Origin of the sequence: Streptomyces sp. NPDC059852 (assembly GCF_042731455.1) — a bacterium.
In the GTDB taxonomy this organism is placed as follows: Bacteria; Actinomycetota; Actinomycetes; order Streptomycetales; family Streptomycetaceae; genus Streptomyces.
On record NZ_JBHWJK010000002.1, the window covers coordinates 200044 to 217660 of the forward strand.

General features: G+C 67.4%; 29 protein-coding genes. 1 reads left to right on the forward strand and 28 read right to left on the reverse strand.

The genetic code is table 11. The annotated features are described in order from the left end of the window. Positions 1-188: 188 nt before the first annotated feature. Positions 189-1352 carry a CapA family protein gene (locus tag ACFV46_RS03210; RefSeq protein WP_385496975.1) on the reverse strand — a complete coding sequence of 388 codons (1164 nt, stop codon included), beginning with the start codon at positions 1350-1352 and terminating at the stop codon, positions 189-191. Positions 1353-1480: 128 nt separating this feature from the next. Here ACFV46_RS03210 and ACFV46_RS03215 point away from each other — a divergent pair, with 128 nt between their 5' ends. Continuing rightward, the gene (locus ACFV46_RS03215; RefSeq protein WP_385496856.1) at positions 1481-2377 is read left to right on the forward strand and encodes a hypothetical protein; all 897 of its coding nucleotides are present in this window, start codon (positions 1481-1483) and stop codon (positions 2375-2377) included. A gap of 1 nt (position 2378) precedes the next feature. On the opposite strand, the gene truA is transcribed toward ACFV46_RS03215, so the two are convergent. The 27 genes from truA to rplB all read right to left on the reverse strand — a co-directional run bounded on the left by truA (position 2379) and on the right by rplB (position 17592). Next, positions 2379-3236, reverse strand: a complete 858-nt coding sequence (gene truA, locus ACFV46_RS03220; protein WP_361925662.1) for a tRNA pseudouridine(38-40) synthase TruA — start codon at positions 3234-3236, stop codon at positions 2379-2381. Between the two features lie 74 nt (positions 3237-3310). Next, a complete protein-coding gene (gene rplQ / locus ACFV46_RS03225; RefSeq protein ID WP_361925660.1) occupies positions 3311-3802 on the reverse strand; it encodes a 50S ribosomal protein L17 in 492 nt (163 codons plus the stop codon). 184 nt (positions 3803-3986) lie between these two features. Then, positions 3987-5009, reverse strand: a complete 1023-nt coding sequence (locus ACFV46_RS03230; RefSeq protein WP_003966937.1) for a DNA-directed RNA polymerase subunit alpha — start codon at positions 5007-5009, stop codon at positions 3987-3989. 145 nt (positions 5010-5154) lie between these two features. Continuing rightward, positions 5155-5559 carry a 30S ribosomal protein S11 gene (gene rpsK / locus ACFV46_RS03235; protein WP_003956432.1) on the reverse strand — a complete coding sequence of 135 codons (405 nt, stop codon included), beginning with the start codon at positions 5557-5559 and terminating at the stop codon, positions 5155-5157. Between the two features lie 66 nt (positions 5560-5625). Further along, positions 5626-6006: a 30S ribosomal protein S13 gene (gene rpsM, locus ACFV46_RS03240; protein WP_004984507.1), complete on the reverse strand. Its 381-nt coding sequence runs from the start codon at positions 6004-6006 to the stop codon at positions 5626-5628. A gap of 193 nt (positions 6007-6199) precedes the next feature. Then, positions 6200-6313, reverse strand: a complete 114-nt coding sequence (gene rpmJ, locus ACFV46_RS03245; RefSeq protein ID WP_003974245.1) for a 50S ribosomal protein L36 — start codon at positions 6311-6313, stop codon at positions 6200-6202. Between the two features lie 59 nt (positions 6314-6372). Beyond that, a complete protein-coding gene (gene infA, locus ACFV46_RS03250; protein ID WP_003948620.1) occupies positions 6373-6594 on the reverse strand; it encodes a translation initiation factor IF-1 in 222 nt (73 codons plus the stop codon). A gap of 141 nt (positions 6595-6735) precedes the next feature. Further along, positions 6736-7572, reverse strand: a complete 837-nt coding sequence (map, locus tag ACFV46_RS03255; protein ID WP_385496857.1) for a type I methionyl aminopeptidase — start codon at positions 7570-7572, stop codon at positions 6736-6738. A 132-nt stretch (positions 7573-7704) separates the two neighbouring features. Then, positions 7705-8367: an adenylate kinase gene (locus tag ACFV46_RS03260; protein ID WP_361925657.1), complete on the reverse strand. Its 663-nt coding sequence runs from the start codon at positions 8365-8367 to the stop codon at positions 7705-7707. After that, complete coding sequence (gene secY, locus ACFV46_RS03265; protein WP_361925655.1) at positions 8367-9680, reverse strand: preprotein translocase subunit SecY; 1314 nt, start codon at positions 9678-9680, stop codon at positions 8367-8369. The genes ACFV46_RS03260 and secY overlap by 1 nt, the downstream gene beginning before the upstream one ends. A 245-nt stretch (positions 9681-9925) precedes the next feature. Further along, the gene (rplO, locus tag ACFV46_RS03270) at positions 9926-10381 is read right to left on the reverse strand and encodes a 50S ribosomal protein L15 (RefSeq protein ID WP_062664033.1); all 456 of its coding nucleotides are present in this window, start codon (positions 10379-10381) and stop codon (positions 9926-9928) included. Positions 10382-10383: 2 nt separating this feature from the next. Beyond that, the gene (rpmD, locus tag ACFV46_RS03275; RefSeq protein WP_003974250.1) at positions 10384-10566 is read right to left on the reverse strand and encodes a 50S ribosomal protein L30; all 183 of its coding nucleotides are present in this window, start codon (positions 10564-10566) and stop codon (positions 10384-10386) included. A 2-nt stretch (positions 10567-10568) separates the two neighbouring features. Beyond that, entirely contained in the window at positions 10569-11174 is a 606-nt protein-coding gene (gene rpsE, locus ACFV46_RS03280; RefSeq protein ID WP_009190144.1) for a 30S ribosomal protein S5, read from the reverse strand. A 39-nt stretch (positions 11175-11213) separates the two neighbouring features. Next, entirely contained in the window at positions 11214-11597 is a 384-nt protein-coding gene (gene rplR, locus ACFV46_RS03285) for a 50S ribosomal protein L18 (protein WP_007494754.1), read from the reverse strand. A 3-nt stretch (positions 11598-11600) separates the two neighbouring features. Further along, a complete protein-coding gene (gene rplF, locus ACFV46_RS03290) occupies positions 11601-12140 on the reverse strand; it encodes a 50S ribosomal protein L6 (RefSeq protein ID WP_062664035.1) in 540 nt (179 codons plus the stop codon). Positions 12141-12164: 24 nt separating this feature from the next. Next, complete coding sequence (gene rpsH / locus ACFV46_RS03295) at positions 12165-12563, reverse strand: 30S ribosomal protein S8 (RefSeq protein WP_053759511.1); 399 nt, start codon at positions 12561-12563, stop codon at positions 12165-12167. A gap of 213 nt (positions 12564-12776) precedes the next feature. After that, positions 12777-12962, reverse strand: a complete 186-nt coding sequence (locus ACFV46_RS03300; RefSeq protein ID WP_003948630.1) for a type Z 30S ribosomal protein S14 — start codon at positions 12960-12962, stop codon at positions 12777-12779. 5 nt (positions 12963-12967) lie between these two features. After that, a complete protein-coding gene (rplE, locus tag ACFV46_RS03305; RefSeq protein ID WP_007494758.1) occupies positions 12968-13525 on the reverse strand; it encodes a 50S ribosomal protein L5 in 558 nt (185 codons plus the stop codon). After that, positions 13525-13848: a 50S ribosomal protein L24 gene (gene rplX, locus ACFV46_RS03310; protein ID WP_033272457.1), complete on the reverse strand. Its 324-nt coding sequence runs from the start codon at positions 13846-13848 to the stop codon at positions 13525-13527. Before rplX ends, rplE begins: the two co-directional genes overlap by 1 nt. Before the next feature lie 2 nt (positions 13849-13850). Then, positions 13851-14219 (reverse strand): 50S ribosomal protein L14, encoded by a 369-nt coding sequence (gene rplN / locus ACFV46_RS03315; RefSeq protein WP_003998823.1) that lies wholly within the window; start codon positions 14217-14219, stop codon positions 13851-13853. Between the two features lie 100 nt (positions 14220-14319). After that, positions 14320-14604, reverse strand: coding sequence for a 30S ribosomal protein S17 (gene rpsQ, locus ACFV46_RS03320; protein WP_039656223.1), 285 nt, complete (start codon positions 14602-14604; stop codon positions 14320-14322). Further along, a complete protein-coding gene (rpmC, locus tag ACFV46_RS03325) occupies positions 14601-14825 on the reverse strand; it encodes a 50S ribosomal protein L29 (protein ID WP_007494763.1) in 225 nt (74 codons plus the stop codon). Before rpmC ends, rpsQ begins: the two co-directional genes overlap by 4 nt. Beyond that, the gene (gene rplP, locus ACFV46_RS03330) at positions 14825-15244 is read right to left on the reverse strand and encodes a 50S ribosomal protein L16 (RefSeq protein ID WP_009190136.1); all 420 of its coding nucleotides are present in this window, start codon (positions 15242-15244) and stop codon (positions 14825-14827) included. Before rplP ends, rpmC begins: the two co-directional genes overlap by 1 nt. A gap of 5 nt (positions 15245-15249) precedes the next feature. Next, entirely contained in the window at positions 15250-16071 is an 822-nt protein-coding gene (gene rpsC / locus ACFV46_RS03335) for a 30S ribosomal protein S3 (protein ID WP_015658463.1), read from the reverse strand. Beyond that, positions 16071-16418 (reverse strand): 50S ribosomal protein L22, encoded by a 348-nt coding sequence (gene rplV / locus ACFV46_RS03340; protein ID WP_003998827.1) that lies wholly within the window; start codon positions 16416-16418, stop codon positions 16071-16073. Before rplV ends, rpsC begins: the two co-directional genes overlap by 1 nt. A 43-nt stretch (positions 16419-16461) precedes the next feature. Continuing rightward, complete coding sequence (rpsS, locus tag ACFV46_RS03345) at positions 16462-16743, reverse strand: 30S ribosomal protein S19 (protein ID WP_019753092.1); 282 nt, start codon at positions 16741-16743, stop codon at positions 16462-16464. Between the two features lie 12 nt (positions 16744-16755). Beyond that, complete coding sequence (gene rplB, locus ACFV46_RS03350) at positions 16756-17592, reverse strand: 50S ribosomal protein L2 (protein ID WP_055622537.1); 837 nt, start codon at positions 17590-17592, stop codon at positions 16756-16758. Between the last annotated feature and the right edge of the window lie 25 nt (positions 17593-17617).

Sequence of the window (17617 nt, forward strand, 5' to 3'; positions counted from 1 at the left end):
CGCCGACCGCCGCGTCCGGGACGCGCGGGTGCTTGGGTTGGAGTCACCGGTGGTTTCCTTCGCCTCTTCACTACTCAGGCGCTCGCAGGAGCCACCGCTGACGCGGGCATGAGACGCCGTCGCTTTAAAAGACTTCCGACACGCGCAGGGGTTGGGCTACGGCGCGAAAGAGCTTGCTGTGTCCCTGGTCACTTCTCCAGGGACAGCGGCTCGAGGCCGTCGCCGCCGGGCGCGCCCCGGTTGTAGAGGAAGCCGCGCGTCCGGTCGGCGGCCAGCCGGTAGCGGGCCATCCGGTCCTCGGACAGGTCACCGGGGTGGTCGAGCGCGTCCTGCACGTCCACCAGCCGGTGGTCGACGACCGCGCCCCGGGGGGCCTTCTCCCCCTCCTCCAGCTCCGGCGGGATATCGACCAGCGTGGTCCGGTAGCGCGCGTCGACCTTCCAGCCGCCGTCCGACGTCTCCTTGAACTCGAACCAGCCGATCGCGCCCTCCTCCGTGAGCCCGGTCGGCGAGGAGTGACGGGCCACCTGGTTGCCCAGGCTGTAGGCGACCCAGGTGCCGTTGACCTTCTGGATGGGCTGCACGACGTGGGCGTGGTGGCCGATCACCAGGTCGACCCCGGTCTCCTTGGTGATCCGCTCGGCCAGCTGCAACTGCGGCACGCTGGGCTCGTTGTAGTGCTCCAGACCCCAGTGGACGGAGAGGATCACGACCTCGGCGCCCTTCTTGCGGGCCCGCTCCTCGGCCTTCTTGATCTCCTCGGTGCCGAGCCGGTTGAACGCCCACTTCTGCTTCTCGGGCGTGGGGTTCAGGAACGACTCCCACGAGAACGCCAGGTGAGCGACCTTGACGCCGTTGACGTCCCGGATGTTGATCTGCTCTGCTTCCTTGGGCGTACGCGCGGACCCGGTGTGTCCCAGACCCACCTCGTCCATCGCGTCCAGGGTGCGCTTCACGGCCTTGAGGCCGTGGTCGAAGGTGTGGTTGGAGGCCGTCGAGCAGGTGTCGTACCCCACGTCCTTGAGGGTCGTGAGGATCTGCGGCGGGACCAGGAATTCGGGGTACCCCTCGAAGGGCCCCTTGGGAGTGCCGACCGGCGTCTCCATGTGACAGATGGCCAGGTCGGCCTTGCTGATGATGGGCTTCACACCCGCCATCAGCGGTCCGAAGTCCAGCCCGGCCTGCCCCTCACCGGTCTTCTTGGCGTCCTTCGCCGCCTGGTCGACCAGCTCGGGGTGGATGAGCACATCACCCGCGGCGGCGACGGTGAACGAGCGGCCCCCCGGCTTCACCTGGGCCCCGGACGGCTCGGAGGAGGAACAGGCGGCCACGAGGCCCACCAAAGCCCCCAGAACCGCCACCGAGCGACCTATACGGAGAGACTTACGGAATGTCACCGCGACATACTCACATGCCACTCACATCTCGATCGCCGTCCTTTGTCACAAGAGCATCACATTTCACTCGCTTTCTTGCCCCGGTGGTTTTGACCCTCGCACTGGCCTCCTGCGACGCGGCCCCGGCCGACCGCCCGGAACCCTCGGCTCCGCAGGCGCGCGAACTCGTCGATCTGCGCAGCCGCATCCTCACGTACACGGCGGACTTCGCACCCGACGGCGACTACCGCCCGCCCGGCGACGACGAGCGCGAGCGGCTGGCGGACGGCGTGGGCGCGCTGCTCGACGGCGACGCCGCGCAGGCCGAGCGCCGGCTCTCCCCCCTCGGCCTCTCCGTGACCCGCCTCACCGACACCGACTCCGGCCGCCGCTACGACGAGATAGCCGCCACCGAGCCCGACGGGGACGCCGCGCACTGGGGACGCCTCTATCTGAACGCCGACTCGGCCCTGCGCTGGAACGTCCAGGTGCCCCACCCGGTCTCCGACCGGGCCACCGAGGAACTGGGCGTCCGGCTCCTGGAGGACACCCCGTCCGGCGCCCTGGTCCTGGCCGGCGCCCACCGCAGGGCCGGTCGCTCCGGTACGGCGGACGTGGCACACCGCGAGGACAGCGCCTTCCACACGGTCGTCGAGGAACTGCAGAAGCGCGGGGTGCCCGGCCTGCAGCTGCACGGATTCTCCCGGACCCGCGAGCGTCCCTACGAGGCCATCGTCTCCGGCGGCGCCGCCCAGAGCGCGCCCGGCGAGGCCACCGCCCTGGCCGACCGGCTGGAGGCCGACGGCCTGCGGGTCTGCCGCGGCTGGTCGGCCCGCTGCCCGCTGGAGGGCACGGCCAACGTGCAGGGCAGGACGGCCGAGCGCCGGCACGCCCTGTTCCTGCACGTGGAGCTGGCCGCCGTCGCCCGCGGGGACGGCCCCGACGCGGACGACGCGGCCGAAGCCCTCGCCGACACGCTGGCCAGCTGGGACCGGGAGTGAGCTAGCAGCAGCCGGCGCCGGGCAGCGTGCGCTTGTTCCGTGCCTCCTTGTTCCGCGCGGCGAGCAGTTCGTCCGCCGGGTATCCGACCTCTTCGAGGGTCAGCCCGTGCGGCCGTACGACGTGGACGGCGGAGTCCCGGACACCGGCGGCGAGCACCTTGCCGGGCCAGTCGGGGGGCCGGTGCCCGTCCCCCACGAACAGCAGCGCCCCGATGAGCGAGCGCACCATGTTGTGGCAGAAGGCGTCCGCCCGCACGGTCGCCGTCACGATCCCGTCGTCCCCGCGCACCAGGCTCAGCTCCTGGAGGGTGCGGATCGTCGTGGCGCCCTCCCGCTTCTTGCAGTAGGCGGCGAAGTCATGCTCCCCGAGGAGCCGCCCGGCCGCCTCGTTCATCGCGTCCACGTCGAGCGGCCAGTCGTGCCACAGGACGTGGTTGCGCAGCAGCGGATCGACGCCCCCGGGGTTGTCGGTCACCCGGTAGGCGTACCGCCGCCACACCGCGGAGAACCGGGCGTCGAACCCGGCGGGCGCCTCGCGCAGCGCCCATACGCGCACGTCCCTGGGCAGCCGTCCGGCGAGCCGCTTGAGCAGCTTCTCGCTGTGCTCGGCCCACACCGCGCGCGGCAGATCCACGTGCGCGACCTGCCCGCGCGCGTGCACCCCGGCGTCCGTCCGCCCCGCGACGGTCAGCTCGTACGTGGTGCCCCCGGACCGGGTGACGGTCCGCAGCGCGTCCTCGATCTCCCCCTGCACGGTCCGCCGCCCGCCGGCCTGCTTGGCCCATCCGGAGAACTCGGTGCCGTCGTACGACAGATCGAGGCGCAGCCGTACGTACCCGGGTTCCACTTCGTCACTCACCCGTAGATCCTCTCAGCGACACGAAAGCGGGCCCGCCCCCCGGAAGGGACGGACCCGCGATCGAACAGCCCGGACTAGGCGTCCTTCGACTCCTCGGCGGGAGCCTCGTCGGCCTTGGTCGTGTCGACCGTGGTCTCGGCGGCCTCGGCGTCCTTGGCGGCACGCTTGGTGGCGGCCTCGGCCTCACCGGTGGCCTCCTGGGCGACCGTCAGCGCCTCGACCAGCTCGATGACAGCCATGGGCGCGTTGTCGCCACGGCGGTTACCGACCTTGGTGATCCGGGTGTAGCCACCCGGGCGGTTCTCGTACCGCGGGCCGATCTCGGTGAAGAGCGTGTGGACGATGCCCTTGTCCGTGATGACCTGGAGCACCTGACGGCGGTTGTGAAGGTCGCCCTTCTTCGCCTTGGTGATCAGACGCTCGGCGTACGGCCGCAGACGGCGGGCCTTCGCCTCGGTGGTGGTGATCCGGCCGTGCTCGAAGAGGCTCTTCGCCAGGTTCGCGAGGAGGAGCTTCTCGTGCGCGGCGCTGCCGCCCAGACGGGCACCCTTGGTGGGCTTCGGCATGTTCTTTCTCCTGTGTGTCTGCCCCGGCCGTATCAGGTACCGGGGTCAGTATCCGAGCGGGCGGTCGCCCGTCGGAGATCCGGGCACAGGCCCCGGAAGGGGCCGCGCCCGGAAGGGGCGCGGGGAACTGCGCGAGAAACCACAGCGCACCCGCACCCGAGTACGGACCGGAAGGCCCGAGCTCTTAGTACTGCTCGGTCTCCACGAAGCCCGCGTCCGCGTCGTCGTCCGCACCGAAGGCGTCGGCGGCGGCGGTCGGGTCGAATCCGGGCGGGCTGTCCTTGAGGGCCAGGCCCATGCCGGCCAGCTTCGCCTTGACCTCGTCGATCGACTTCGCACCGAAGTTGCGGATGTCGAGCAGGTCGGCCTCGGAACGCGCCACGAGCTCACCCACGGAGTGGATGCCCTCGCGCTTGAGGCAGTTGTACGAGCGGACGGTCAGCTCGAGCTCCTCGATCGGGAGCGCGAGGTCGGCCGCCAGCGCCGCGTCCGTGGGGGACGGACCCATGTCGATGCCCTCGGCGTCGATGTTCAGCTCGCGGGCGAGACCGAACAGCTCGACCAGGGTCTTACCGGCGGAGGCCATGGCGTCACGGGGACGCATCGCCTGCTTGGTCTCGACGTCGACGATCAGCTTGTCGAAGTCGGTGCGCTGCTCGACACGCGTGGCCTCGACCTTGTACGTGACCTTCAGCACCGGCGAGTAGATGGAGTCGACCGGGATACGGCCGATCTCCTGGCCCACCTGCTTGTTCTGCACGGCGGAGACGTAACCGCGGCCACGCTCGACCGTCAGCTCCATCTCCAGCTTGCCCTTGCCGTTGAGCGTGGCGAGGACGAGGTCGGGGTTGTGCACCTCGACACCGGCCGGGGGCGCGATGTCGGCGGCGGTGACCAGCCCCGGGCCCTGCTTGCGCAGGTACATCACGACGGGCTCGTCGTGCTCCGAGGAGACGACCAGCTGCTTGATGTTGAGGATCAGGTCGGTGACGTCCTCCTTGACGCCCGGCACGGTGGTGAACTCGTGCAGGACACCGTCGATGCGGATGCTGGTGACAGCGGCTCCGGGGATCGACGACAGGAGGGTGCGGCGCAGGGAGTTGCCGAGGGTGTAGCCGAAGCCCGGCTCCAGCGGCTCGATCACGAACCGGGAGCGGAACTCGTCGACGACCTCTTCGGTCAACGAGGGACGCTGAGCGATCAGCATGTGTGGATCAGATCCTTCTTTCGTGGACGCCCGCTATTTGACGTCCGACGGAAACCGCCCCCGGCAAGAGGGACGGGTACTGCAAGGGTACGGGCGATACGGCCCCGAGGAGCCGTACCGCCCGAAAAGCCCGGTGAAGCGTGCGTCAGACGCGACGGCGCTTCGGCGGACGGCAGCCGTTGTGCGGGGTCGGGGTGACGTCCTGGATGGAGCCGACCTCGAGGCCCGTGGCCTGCAGGGAGCGGATCGCGGTCTCACGACCGGAACCCGGGCCCTTGACGAACACGTCGACCTTGCGCATGCCGTGCTCCTGGGCGCGGCGGGCAGCCGACTCGGCGGCCATCTGCGCGGCGAACGGCGTGGACTTCCGGGAGCCCTTGAAGCCGACGTGGCCGGCGGAGGCCCAGGAGATCACGTTGCCCGACGGGTCCGTGATGGAGACGATCGTGTTGTTGAACGTGCTCTTGATGTGCGCGTGGCCGTGAGCGACGTTCTTCTTTTCCTTGCGGCGCACCTTCTTGGCAGCGCCCTGACGACCCTTGGGGGGCATCTGTACTCCTACGGGAGGTGGTCGGTCCTACAGCGAAGACCGCTGGACTGCGAAGTCCGCTGAGGACTACTTCTTGCCCGGCTTCTTCTTGCCGGCGATGGCGCGACGCGGGCCCTTGCGGGTACGCGCGTTGGTGCTGGTGCGCTGACCGCGGACGGGCAGACCGCGACGGTGACGCAGACCCTGGTAGGTACCGATCTCGACCTTGCGGCGGATGTCGGCCTGGATCTCGCGACGGAGGTCACCCTCGGTCTTGATGTTGTTGTCGACGTACTCGCGGATCGCGACGAGCTGCTCCTCGGAGAGGTCGCGAACGCGGGTGTTCGGGTCGACGCCGGTGGCGGCCAGCGTCTGCTGCGAAAGAGTCCGGCCGATGCCGAACACGTAGGTGAGGGCGATCTCCACGCGCTTTTCGCGCGGGATGTCAACACCGGAAACGCGTGCCATTCAATGGCTCCTGGTGGTTGTCGGAGGTCTTCCGCAGAACCGGTTCCCAGCCGCCGTACCAGGTACGAACTGGGTCCCCGGCCTCCGAACCGGGGGTGTCCGGCGATGACTTCGCCGGGGCTCTGCGTATGAACAATTCAGCTCGCGTCGCGCGAATCTCTGCGATAGCGGTGCAGAGGGGTGTGGTCGTACGTCAGCCCTGGCGCTGCTTGTGGCGCGGGTTGTCGCAGATGACCATGACCCGACCGTGACGGCGGATCACCCTGCACTTGTCGCAGATCTTCTTGACGCTCGGCTTGACCTTCATGGGGTGAGGTTCTCCGGGTCAGTGCCAACGCCCCGGAGGAACCGGGGCCCGGGCAAGATCTACTTGTAGCGGTAGACGATCCGGCCACGCGTCAGGTCGTACGGAGACAGCTCCACCACGACCCGGTCGTCAGGGAGGATGCGGATGTAGTGCATACGCATCTTGCCGCTGATGTGTGCCAGGACCTGGTGGCCGTTCTGGAGCTCGACCTTGAACATGGCGTTCGGAAGAGACTCGACGACAGTGCCCTCGATCTCGATGGCACCTTGCTTCTTGGCCACGCTTCGCCCTTCGAATCGACTACCTTGATCGACTCTGTGGGAGCGCATGCGGACATGCGGGTACACAAGAGCCGACGAGTCAGTCTACGTCAGGGCACCCGGAAACACGAATCGGGGAAGTCTGCCCCACAGGGGAGATCCTTACGCAAGCGGATCGGGAGCCGCCGTGACGCCCAGCTCCGCCAGCTTGGCCTTGCCGCCGTCGGGGGCCGTCAGGACCAGGGGGCCCTGCTCGGTCAGTGCGACCGAGTGCTCCCAGTGGGAGGACCAGGTGCCGTCCGTCGTGATGACGGTCCAGTCGTCCTCGAGGACCTCGGTCTTCGGGGTGCCCAGGGAGACCATCGGCTCGATGGCCAGGCAGAAGCCGGGGATCAGCTTGGGGCCCTTGCCGCGCCGGCGCTCGACGTAGTTCAGCAGGTGCGGGTCCATGTGCATCTCGGTGCCGATGCCGTGGCCGCCGTAGTCCTCGATGATCCCGTAGCGGCCGCCGCCCGGCTTGGGCTGGCGGCGGATGTACGTCTCGATGGCCCTGGAGACGTCCACGAGGCGGTTGCCCTGCTTCATGGCCGCGATGCCGGCCCACATCGACTCCTCGGTCACCCGGGAGAGCTCCACCAGCTCGGGGGCGTGCCCGGAACCGACGAAGGCCGTGTAGGCGGCGTCGCCGTGCCAGCCGTCGACGATGGCGCCGCAGTCGATGGAGATGATGTCGCCGTCCTTGAGGACGACGTTCTCCGAGGGGATACCGTGGACGACGACGTCGTTCACGGACGTGCAGATCGTCGCCGGGAAGCCGCCGTAGCCCAGGAAGTTCGACTTGGCGCCGTGCTCGGCGAGCACCTTGCGCGCGACCTCGTCCAGATCCTTGGTGCTGGCCCCGGGCACCGCGGCCTCCCGGGTGGCCGCGTGGATGGCGGCGACGACCAGCCCCGCCTCACGCATCTTGGCGATCTGCTCGGGGTTCTTGATCTGCACCATGGCGGCGGGGCCTTTCTCGGACCGGACTGCGGGACTTTTCTCAACCATAAGGGCGGAGCCACACCCCGCCCCACGCAGCAGCCGCGGCCCCCTGACCGGGAACCGCGGCTGCGCCGTACGAGCTGGTGACTCCTACGTGGCGTCCACGTCACGCTTCAGCGCCTGCATGGCGCGAGCCGTGACCTCCTCGACCTTGCCGAGGGCGGAGATGGTCACGACCAGCCCCTGCGCCTTGTAGTAGTCGATGATCGGCTCGGTCTGCGTGTGGTAGACCTCGAGCCGCTTGCGGACGGTCTCCTCGGAGTCGTCGTCCCGCTGGTACAGCTCGCCGCCGCAGACGTCGCAGACGCCTTCCTGCTTCGGCGGGCTGTACGTGACGTGGAAAACGTGGCTGGAGTCCTTGCGGCAGATCCGCCGTCCGGCGATCCGCTTGACGACCTCGTCCTCGGGGACCTCGAGATCCAGCACCGCGTCGAGCTTCATGCCCTCGGAGCGGAGCATCTCGTCGAGCGCCTCGGCCTGCGACACATTGCGCGGGAAGCCGTCGAGCAGGAAGCCGTTCTCGGCGTCCGGCTGCTCCATGCGGTCCTTGGCCATCCCGATGGTGACCTCGTCCGGCACCAGGACGCCCGCGTCCATGTAGGACTTCGCGAGCTTGCCGAGGTCCGTCTGCTGGCTGATGTTGGCGCGGAACAGGTCGCCCGTGGAGATGTGCGGGATCGACAGGTTCTTGGCCAGGAACGCGGCCTGCGTTCCCTTCCCGGCGCCCGGCGGCCCGACGAGGACGATTCGCATCAGCGGAGGAACCCTTCGTAATTGCGCTGCTGGAGCTGGCTCTCGATCTGCTTCACCGTCTCAAGACCGACACCCACGATGATCAGGATGCTGGTCCCGCCGAACGGGAAGTTCTGGTTTGCCCCAAAACCTGCCAACGCCAGTGTCGGCACGAGAGCGATCAGACCCAAGTACAGCGAGCCCGGCCACGTGATCCGGTTGAGTACGTACGACAGGTACTCAGCGGTCGGTCGGCCAGCCCGGATGCCCGGGATGAAGCCACCATACTTCTTCATGTTGTCCGCGACTTCCTCGGGGTTGAACGAGATGGCCACGTAGAAGAAGGCGAAGAAGACGATCAGCAGGAAGTACAGCGCGACGTGGATCGGGGCCGAGGTCGAGGCCAGGTTCTGCTGGATCCAGGCGGCCCATCCGGCGGTCGATCCGGAGAACTGCACGATCAGTGCCGGGATGTAGAGCAGCGACGACGCGAAGATGACGGGGATCACACCCGCCTGGTTCACCTTGAGCGGGATGTACGTCGAGGTACCGCCGTAGGAACGGCGGCCGATCATGCGCTTGGCGTACTGCACGGGCACTCGGCGCTGGGCCTGCTCGACGAAGACCACCAGGCCGACCATGACCAGGCCGACGAGGATCACCGTGCCGAACTCGATCCATCCGTCCGCCAGGTCGCCCTGCTGCTTGATGGCCCACAGCGCGGCCGGGAAGGTCGCGGCGATCGAGATGAACATCAGGATCGACATGCCGTTGCCGATGCCGCGGTCGGTGATGAGCTCGCCGAGCCACATGACGACGGCCGTACCGGCGGTCATGGTGATGACCATCGTGATGGTCGTGAAGATGGAGCGGTCCGGGACGATCTGGCCGGCGACGGCGCACTGCGGGAACAGCGAGCCGCTGCGGGCCGTGGCGACCAGGCCGGTGCCCTGGAGGATGGCGAGCGCGACCGTGAGGTAACGGGTGTACTGCGTGATCTTCGCGGTACCCGCCTGGCCCTCCTTCTTCAGGGCCTCCAGACGCGGGATCACGACGGTCAGCAGCTGCAGGATGATGCTCGCCGTGATGTACGGCATGATGCCGAGCGCGAAGATCGTGATCTGCAGCAGCGCGCCGCCGCTGAACATGTTGACCAGGCCGAAGATGCCCTGGTTCGTGCTCGCCTGGTCGATACAGACCTGAACGGCCCGGTAGTCGACGCCGGGGATCGGGATGTGGGTACCGATCCGGTAGATCACGATGATGCCGAGCGTGAAGAGCAGCTTCTTGCGCAGGTCGGGCGTCTTGAACGCCCGGGCGAACGCGGTGAGCACGGTGCCTCCTGCGACCCCCGCGCAACTGCGTCAAGGGTGACGGTCTGAGGTTCGACTGATAGGGAACGACTTAGCTAACGGTCAGCTGCCGCTCAGAGTGCCCCATGGGGAGCACCCGGTGAAAGTGGGCAGTGCAGGCCACCTTACCGGCGAGACCGCCCCCCTAGGAACGACCAACCGGGGATACCCCATTTGTGGGGTATCCCCGGTCGGGATCGCTCAAGTCATCAAGACGCCTGATGCACTCAGACGAGCTCGGTGACGCTGCCGCCGGCGGCGGTGATCTTCTCCTTGGCGGAGCCGGAGACGGCGTCGACCGTCACCTGCAGCGCCACGGAGATCTCGCCCTGGCCGAGCACCTTGACGAGGCTGTTCTTGCGAACGGCACCCTTCTCGACCAGGTCCGCGACCGTGACCTCGCCGCCCTCGGGGTAGAGGGAGGCGAGCTTGTCCAGGTTGACGACCTGGTACTCGGTCTTGAACGGGTTCTTGAAGCCCTTCAGCTTCGGGAGACGCATGTGGAGGGGCATCTGGCCACCCTCGAAGCGCTCCGGAACCTGGTAGCGGGCCTTGGTGCCCTTGGTACCACGACCGGCCGTCTTACCCTTCGACGCCTCACCACGACCGACACGGGTCTTCGCGGTCTTGGCGCCGGGGGCCGGACGGAGGTTGTGGATCTTCAGCGGGTTCTGCTCCGCCATGATCAGTCGACCTCCTCGACCGTCACGAGGTGGCGGACGGTGTGCACCATGCCGCGGAACTCGGGACGATCCTCCTTGACGACCTGCGTGTTGATGCCCTTGAGACCAAGGGACCGCAGGGTGTCGCGGTGGTTCTGCTTGCTGCCGATGTAGGACTTGACCTGCGTAATCTTCAGCTGCGCCATGATTACGCACCCGCCCCGGCACGCGCACGCAGCAGGGCCGCGGGGGCGACGTCCTCGAGCGGCAGACCACGGCGGGCCGCGATCTCCTCGGGACGCTGCAGGCCCTTCAGGGCCTCCACGGTCGCGTGCACGATGTTGATGGCGTTGTCGGAGCCGAGCGACTTCGACAGCACGTCGTGGATACCGGCGCACTCGAGCACGGCACGCACCGGACCACCGGCGATAACACCGGTACCGGGGGACGCGGGCTTGAGCAGGACGACGCCGGCAGCCTTCTCACCCTGGATGGGGTGCGGGATGGTGCCCTGGATACGGGGGACCTTGAAGAAGTGCTTCTTGGCCTCCTCAACACCCTTGGCGATGGCGGCCGGCACCTCCTTGGCCTTGCCGTAACCGACACCCACGGTGCCGTCACCGTCGCCCACCACGACCAGCGCGGTGAAGCTGAAGCGACGACCACCCTTCACAACCTTGGCGACGCGGTTGATCGCGACGACGCGCTCAACGTACGCGGTCTTCTCGGCGGCAGCTGCGCCGCCGTCACGGCCCTTCCGGTCCCGCCGCTCGCCGCCACCGGCACCGCCACCGCGGCGCTGGGGTCCAGCCATTGGATTTACCTCTCTCTGTTTCCGCTAGCTACGGCAGGCTCAGAACTTGAGCCCGGCTTCGCGGGCGGCGTCCGCCAGGGCGGCGATGCGCCCGGCGTACTGGTTGCCACCACGGTCGAACACGACAGCCTCGACACCGGCGGCCTTGGCGCGCTCGGCGACCAGGGCGCCGACCTGCTTGGCCTGCGCGGACTTGTCGCCCTCGCCACCGCGGATCGAGGTGTCCAGGGTGGACGCGGACGCCAGGGTGTGACCCTTGATGTCGTCGATCACCTGGGCCACGATGTGGCGGTTCGAGCGGGTAACGACCAGACGCGGACGCTCCGCCGTTCCGTTGATGTGCTTACGGATCCGGATGTGGCGGCGCTTGATCGCGGCGCGCTTGTAGGCGTCGCCCTTGAGGATCTTCTGTCCGTATGCCATGGCTTACTTACCCGCCTTTCCGACCTTGCGGCGGATGACTTCGCCCTCGTACTTGACGCCCTTGGCCTTGTACGGGTCGGGCTTGCGCAGCTTGCGGATGTTGGCCGCGACCTCGCCGACCTTCTGCTTGTCGATGCCCTCGACCGAGAAACGCGTGGGCGCCTCGACCTTGAAGGTGATGCCTTCGGGGGCCTCGACCGTGATGGGGTGGCTGTAACCGAGCGCGAACTCGAGGTTCGAACCCTTGGCGGTCACGCGGTAACCGACACCGCTGATCTCGAGCTTCTTCACGTAACCCTGGGTCACGCCGGTGATCATGTTCGCCACCAGCGTGCGGGACAGGCCGTGGAGGGCCTTGTTCTGACGCTCGTCGTTCGGGCGGGTCACCGACAGGGTGCCGTCTTCGCCCTTGGCGACCTCGATCGGCGCCGAGACGGTGTGGGTCAGCTCGCCCTTGGGGCCCTTGACCTTGACCGTACGGCCGTCGATGGTGACGTCCACGCCGGCGGGAACCGCGATGGGGAGCTTGCCGATGCGCGACATAGCTGTTTCCTCCGTTCCCTTCTGCTACCAGACGTAGGCGAGGACTTCCCCACCCACGCCCTTCTTGCCGGCCTGCTTGTCGGTGAGGAGACCGTGGGACGTGGAGATGATGGCCACGCCCAGGCCGCCGAGCACCTTCGGCAGGTTGGTGGACTTCGCGTACACCCGGAGACCGGGCTTGGAGATCCGCTTGATGCCCGCGATGGAGCGCTCACGGTTCGGGCCGAACTTCAGCTCGAGAACGAGGCTCTTGCCGACCTCGGCGTCCTCGACCTTCCAGCCCGTGATGAAGCCCTCCTGCTGGAGGATCTCCGCGATGTGCGACTTGATCTTCGAGTGCGGCATCGCCACGGTGTCGTGGTACGCCGAGTTCGCGTTCCGCAGACGCGTAAGCATGTCTGCGATCGGATCAGTCATGGTCATGAATTGGCCTTCGGCCTCTCTCGCCGGGGTTTCCTGGTGCGCCATCCCTCTCCCCGATCCGAGACGGGACGGGTGCGGCGCGGTGGACCTACGGCGTAGTAAGTCGTACGGGCGGCGACAGACGCCCAACCCCACAAGCCTAAGGCATGCGGGCTGGGCGTCCTGCCGCCCTGTCTGCTTACCGAGAGCCTTGGTTATCCCTGAAAGCGGGGATTACCAGGAGCTCTTGGTCACGCCCGGCAGCTCGCCACGGTGAGCCATCTCACGAAGGCACACGCGGCACAGGCCGAACTTGCGGTACACGGAGTGCGGACGGCCGCAGCGCTGGCAGCGGGTGTAGCCACGCACACCGAACTTGGGCTTGCGAGCAGCCTTAGCGATCAGAGCCTTCTTCGCCATCTCGCTCACGCCTCCTTGAAGGGGAAGCCGAGGTGACGAAGGAGCGCGCGGCCCTCAGCGTCGTTGGTCGCCGTGGTGACCACGGTGATGTCCATACCCCGGACGCGGTCGATCTTGTCCTGGTCGATCTCGTGGAACATGACCTGCTCCGTGAGACCGAAGGTGTAGTTGCCACGGCCGTCGAACTGCTTGGGGGACAGACCGCGGAAGTCGCGGATGCGCGGCAGCGCGAGCGACAGGGTGCGGTCCAGGAACTCCCACATGCGGTCGCCACGGAGCGTGACGTGGGCACCGATCGGCTGGCCCTCACGCAGCTTGAACTGCGCGATGGACTTGCGGGCCTTGGTGACGGCCGGCTTCTGACCGGTGATGGTGGTCAGGTCGCGGATCGCGCCCTCGATCAGCTTCGAGTCACGGGCGGCGTCGCCGACACCCATGTTGACCACGATCTTCACGAGGCCGGGGATCTGCATGACGTTCTCGTACTTGAACTCGTCACGCAGCTTGCCCGCGATCTCCTCGCGGTACTTCGTCTTGAGACGCGGAGTGGTGGTGGTAGCCATCAGATGTCCTCACCCGTCCGCTTGGCAACGCGGATCTTGTTGCCCTCGTCGTCGAAGCGGTAACCGACACGCGTGACGACCTTGTTGCCGTCCTTCTCCACGACCAGCTGGACGTTGGAGACGTGGATCGGGGCCTCGGTCGTGACGATGCCGCCGGCCTGCGAACCGCTGGCGGTCGGGCCGGCCTTGGTGTGCTTCTTGACCCGGTTGACACCCTCGACCAGGACACGGTCCTCGCGGGGGAAGGCCGCGATGACCTTGCCCTGCTTGCCCTTGTCCTTACCGGTGATGACCTGGACCAGGTCGCCCTTCTTGATCTTCATGCTTACAGCACCTCCGGCGCGAGCGAGATGATCTTCATGAACTTCTTCTCGCGCAGCTCACGGCCGACGGGGCCGAAGATACGGGTGCCGCGAGGGTCGCCGTCGTTCTTCAGAATGACGGCGGCGTTCTCGTCGAAGCGGATGTACGAGCCGTCCGGACGGCGGCGCTCCTTGACGGTGCGAACGATGACCGCCTTGACGACGTCACCCTTCTTCACGTTGCCACCGGGGATCGCGTCCTTGACGGTGGCGACGATGACGTCACCGATGCCCGCGTAGCGGCGACCGGAGCCACCGAGCACACGGATGCAAAGGATCTCCTTCGCACCAGTGTTGTCGGCGACACGCAGTCGCGACTCCTGCTGGATCACGTCTATCTCCTGTTTGTCTGCCGGTTCCCGGCAGGGGGCTCAGGACGAGCACCCCTGCCGAGCCTGGCGGAACTGACCTGCGGGATGTTCCCCGCAGGAATTACTTGGCCTTCTCGAGGATCTCGACGACGCGCCAGCGCTTCGTCGCGGACAGCGGCCGGGTCTCCATGAGGAGGACGCGGTCGCCGACACCCGCGGCGTTCTGCTCGTCGTGCGCCTTGAGCTTGTTGGTACGGCGGATGACCTTGCCGTACAGCGCGTGCTTGACGCGGTCCTCGACGGCGACGACGACGGTCTTGTCCATCTTGTCGCTGACGACCAGACCCTCACGGGTCTTGCGGAAACCGCGAGCTTCCTTGTTCTCAGTCACGTTGCTCTCGCTCATGCGTTCTCCACCGTTTCGATGCCCAGCTCACGCTCGCGCATCAGGGTGTAGATCCGCGCGATGTCCTTGCGGACGGCCTTCAGCCGACCGTGGTTCTCGAGCTGACCCGTGGCCGCCTGGAAGCGGAGGTTGAACAGCTCTTCCTTGGCCTCGCGGAGCTTCGCCAGAAGCTCCTCGTTGCCCAGCTCGCGCAGCTCGGACGCCTTGGTACCGGCCGACATCACGCTTCACCTGCCTCGCGCTTGACGATCCGGCACTTCATCGGCAGCTTGTGGGCTGCGCGAGTCAGGGCCTCACGGGCGATCTTCTCGTTGGGGTACGACAGCTCGAACATGACGCGTCCGGGCTTGACGTTGGCGATCCACCACTCCGGCGAACCCTTACCGGAACCCATGCGGGTCTCGGCCGGCTTCTTGGTGAGGGGACGGTCCGGGTAGATGTTGATCCAGACCTTGCCGCCACGCTTGATGTGGCGGGTCATCGCGATACGGGCCGCCTCGATCTGGCGGTTCGTCACGTAGGCCGGGGTCAGCGCCTGGATGCCGTACTCGCCGAACGCAACCTGCGTTCCACCCTTGGACATACCGTTGCGCTTCGGGTGGTGCTGCTTGCGGTGCTTGACCCTACGGGGGATCAGCATGACGGTCAGGCCTCCGTTCCGGTGCTCTCAGCCGGAGCGGCGGCGGGAGCCTCGGCCTTGGGGGCCTCGGAACCGGCAGCCTGCTGCGGCTTACGACCGCGCCGCTCGCCACCGCGGCCACCACGGGCCGGGCGGTCGGCACCGCCGCGCGCCGGGCGGTTACCCGCACGGGCAGCGGCGTTCTCGGCGCGGACCTCGGCGATGTTCTTGACGTCGCCCTTGTAGATCCAGACCTTCACGCCGATGCGGCCGAAGGTCGTCTTGGCCTCGAAGAAGCCGTAGTCCACGTTCGCGCGGAGCGTGTGCAGGGGCACGCGGCCCTCGCGGTAGAACTCCGAGCGGGACATCTCGGCGCCACCGAGGCGGCCACCGCACTGGATCTTGATGCCCTTGGCGCCGGCCTTCATCGCCGACTGCATGCTCTTGCGCATGGCACGGCGGAAGGAGACGCGGGAGGAGAGCTGCTCGGCGACGGCCTGGGCCACCAGCTGAGCGTCCGTCTCCGGGTTCTTGACCTCGAGGATGTTCAGCTGGACCTGCTTGCCGGTCAGCTTCTCCAGGTCACCGCGGATGCGGTCGGCCTCGGCGCCGCGGCGGCCGATGACGATGCCCGGGCGAGCGGTGTGGATGTCCACACGGACGCGGTCACGGGTGCGCTCGATCTCCACCTTCGAGATGCCGGCGCGCTCCATGCCGGACGTCATCATCCGACGGATGGCGACGTCTTCCTTGACGTAGTCCTTGTACAGCTTGTCGGCGTACCACCGGGACTTGAAGTCCGTGGTGACACCGAGCCGGAACCCATGCGGGTTAACCTTCTGGCCCATTACCGGGTTCCTTCCTTGCTGGCGACGACCACGGTGATGTGGCTGGTCCGCTTGCGGATCCGGTAGGCACGGCCCTGGGCGCGCGGCCGGAACCGCTTCAGGGTCGGGCCCTCGTCGACGTACGCCTCGCTGATGAACAGCGAGGAGGCGTCCGTGTGGTCGTAGTTGTGCGCGGCGTTGGCGATGGCGCTGTCGAGCACCTTGCCGACCGGCACGGAGGCTGCCTGCGGAGCGAATCGCAGAACAGCCTGGGCCTCCGTGGCGTCCATGCCACGGATGAGGTCCACCACGCGGCGGGCCTTCATGGGCGTGACGCGGATGTACCGCGCCTGGGCCCTGGCTTCCATGGTTGTCCCTTCAGTTTCTTACGTGTCTGAATGCGATCCGCTACTAGCGGCGCTTCGACTTCCGGTCGTCCTTGACGTGGCCCCGGAAGGTGCGCGTCGGCGAGAACTCGCCGAGCTTGTGGCCGACCATCGACTCGGTGACGAACACCGGGATGTGGGTCTTGCCGTTGTGCACCGCGAGCGTGTGGCCGAGCATGGCCGGCACGATCATGGAGCGACGGGACCAGGTCTTGATGACGTTCTTGGTGCCGGCTTCGTTCTGGGCTTCCACCTTCTTGATCAGGTGGTCGTCGACGAAGGGCCCCTTCTTGAGACTGCGCGGCATCTAAACCCGCTCCTAGCGCTTCTTGTTCGTCTTGCGGCGGCGGACGATGTACTTGTTGCTCGCCTTCTTGGGAGCACGAGTACGACCTTCCTTCTGACCCCACGGGGAGACCGGGTGGCGACCACCGGAGGTCTTGCCCTCACCACCACCGTGCGGGTGGTCAACCGGGTTCATCGCCACACCGCGAACGGTCGGGCGGACGCCCAGCCAGCGCTTGCGGCCGGCCTTGCCCCAGTTGATGTTGCTCTGCTCGGCGTTGCCGACCTCGCCGACGGTGGCGCGGCAGCGCACGTCGACCAGGCGGATCTCACCGGACGGCATGCGGAGGTGGGCCATCTGGCCCTCCTTCGCGAGCAGCTGCACGGAGGCACCGGCGGAGCGGGCGAACTTGGCGCCGCCACCGGGACGGAGCTCGATCGCGTGGATCGTGGTACCGACCGGGATGTTGCGGAGGGCCAGGTTGTTGCCCGGCTTGATGTCGGCCCCGGGACCGTTCTCGACGCGGTCACCCTGCTGCAGGTTGCGCGGGGCGAGGATGTAGCGCTTCTCGCCGTCGGCGTAGTGCAGCAGCGCGATGCGCGCGGTGCGGTTGGGGTCGTACTCGATGTGCGCGACCTTCGCCGGCACGCCGTCCTTGTCGTGACGACGGAAGTCGATCACGCGGTAGGCGCGCTTGTGTCCGCCACCCTGGTGGCGAACGGTCACACGACCGGCGTTGTTACGGCCGCCCTTGCTGTGCAGGGGGCGGACCAGCGACTTCTCCGGCGTGGACCGCGTGACCTCGACGAAGTCGGCGACGCTGGAGCCACGACGGCCCGGCGTAGTCGGCTTGTACTTGCGGATTCCCATTTCTCAGTCCTCGTCCGATATCGGA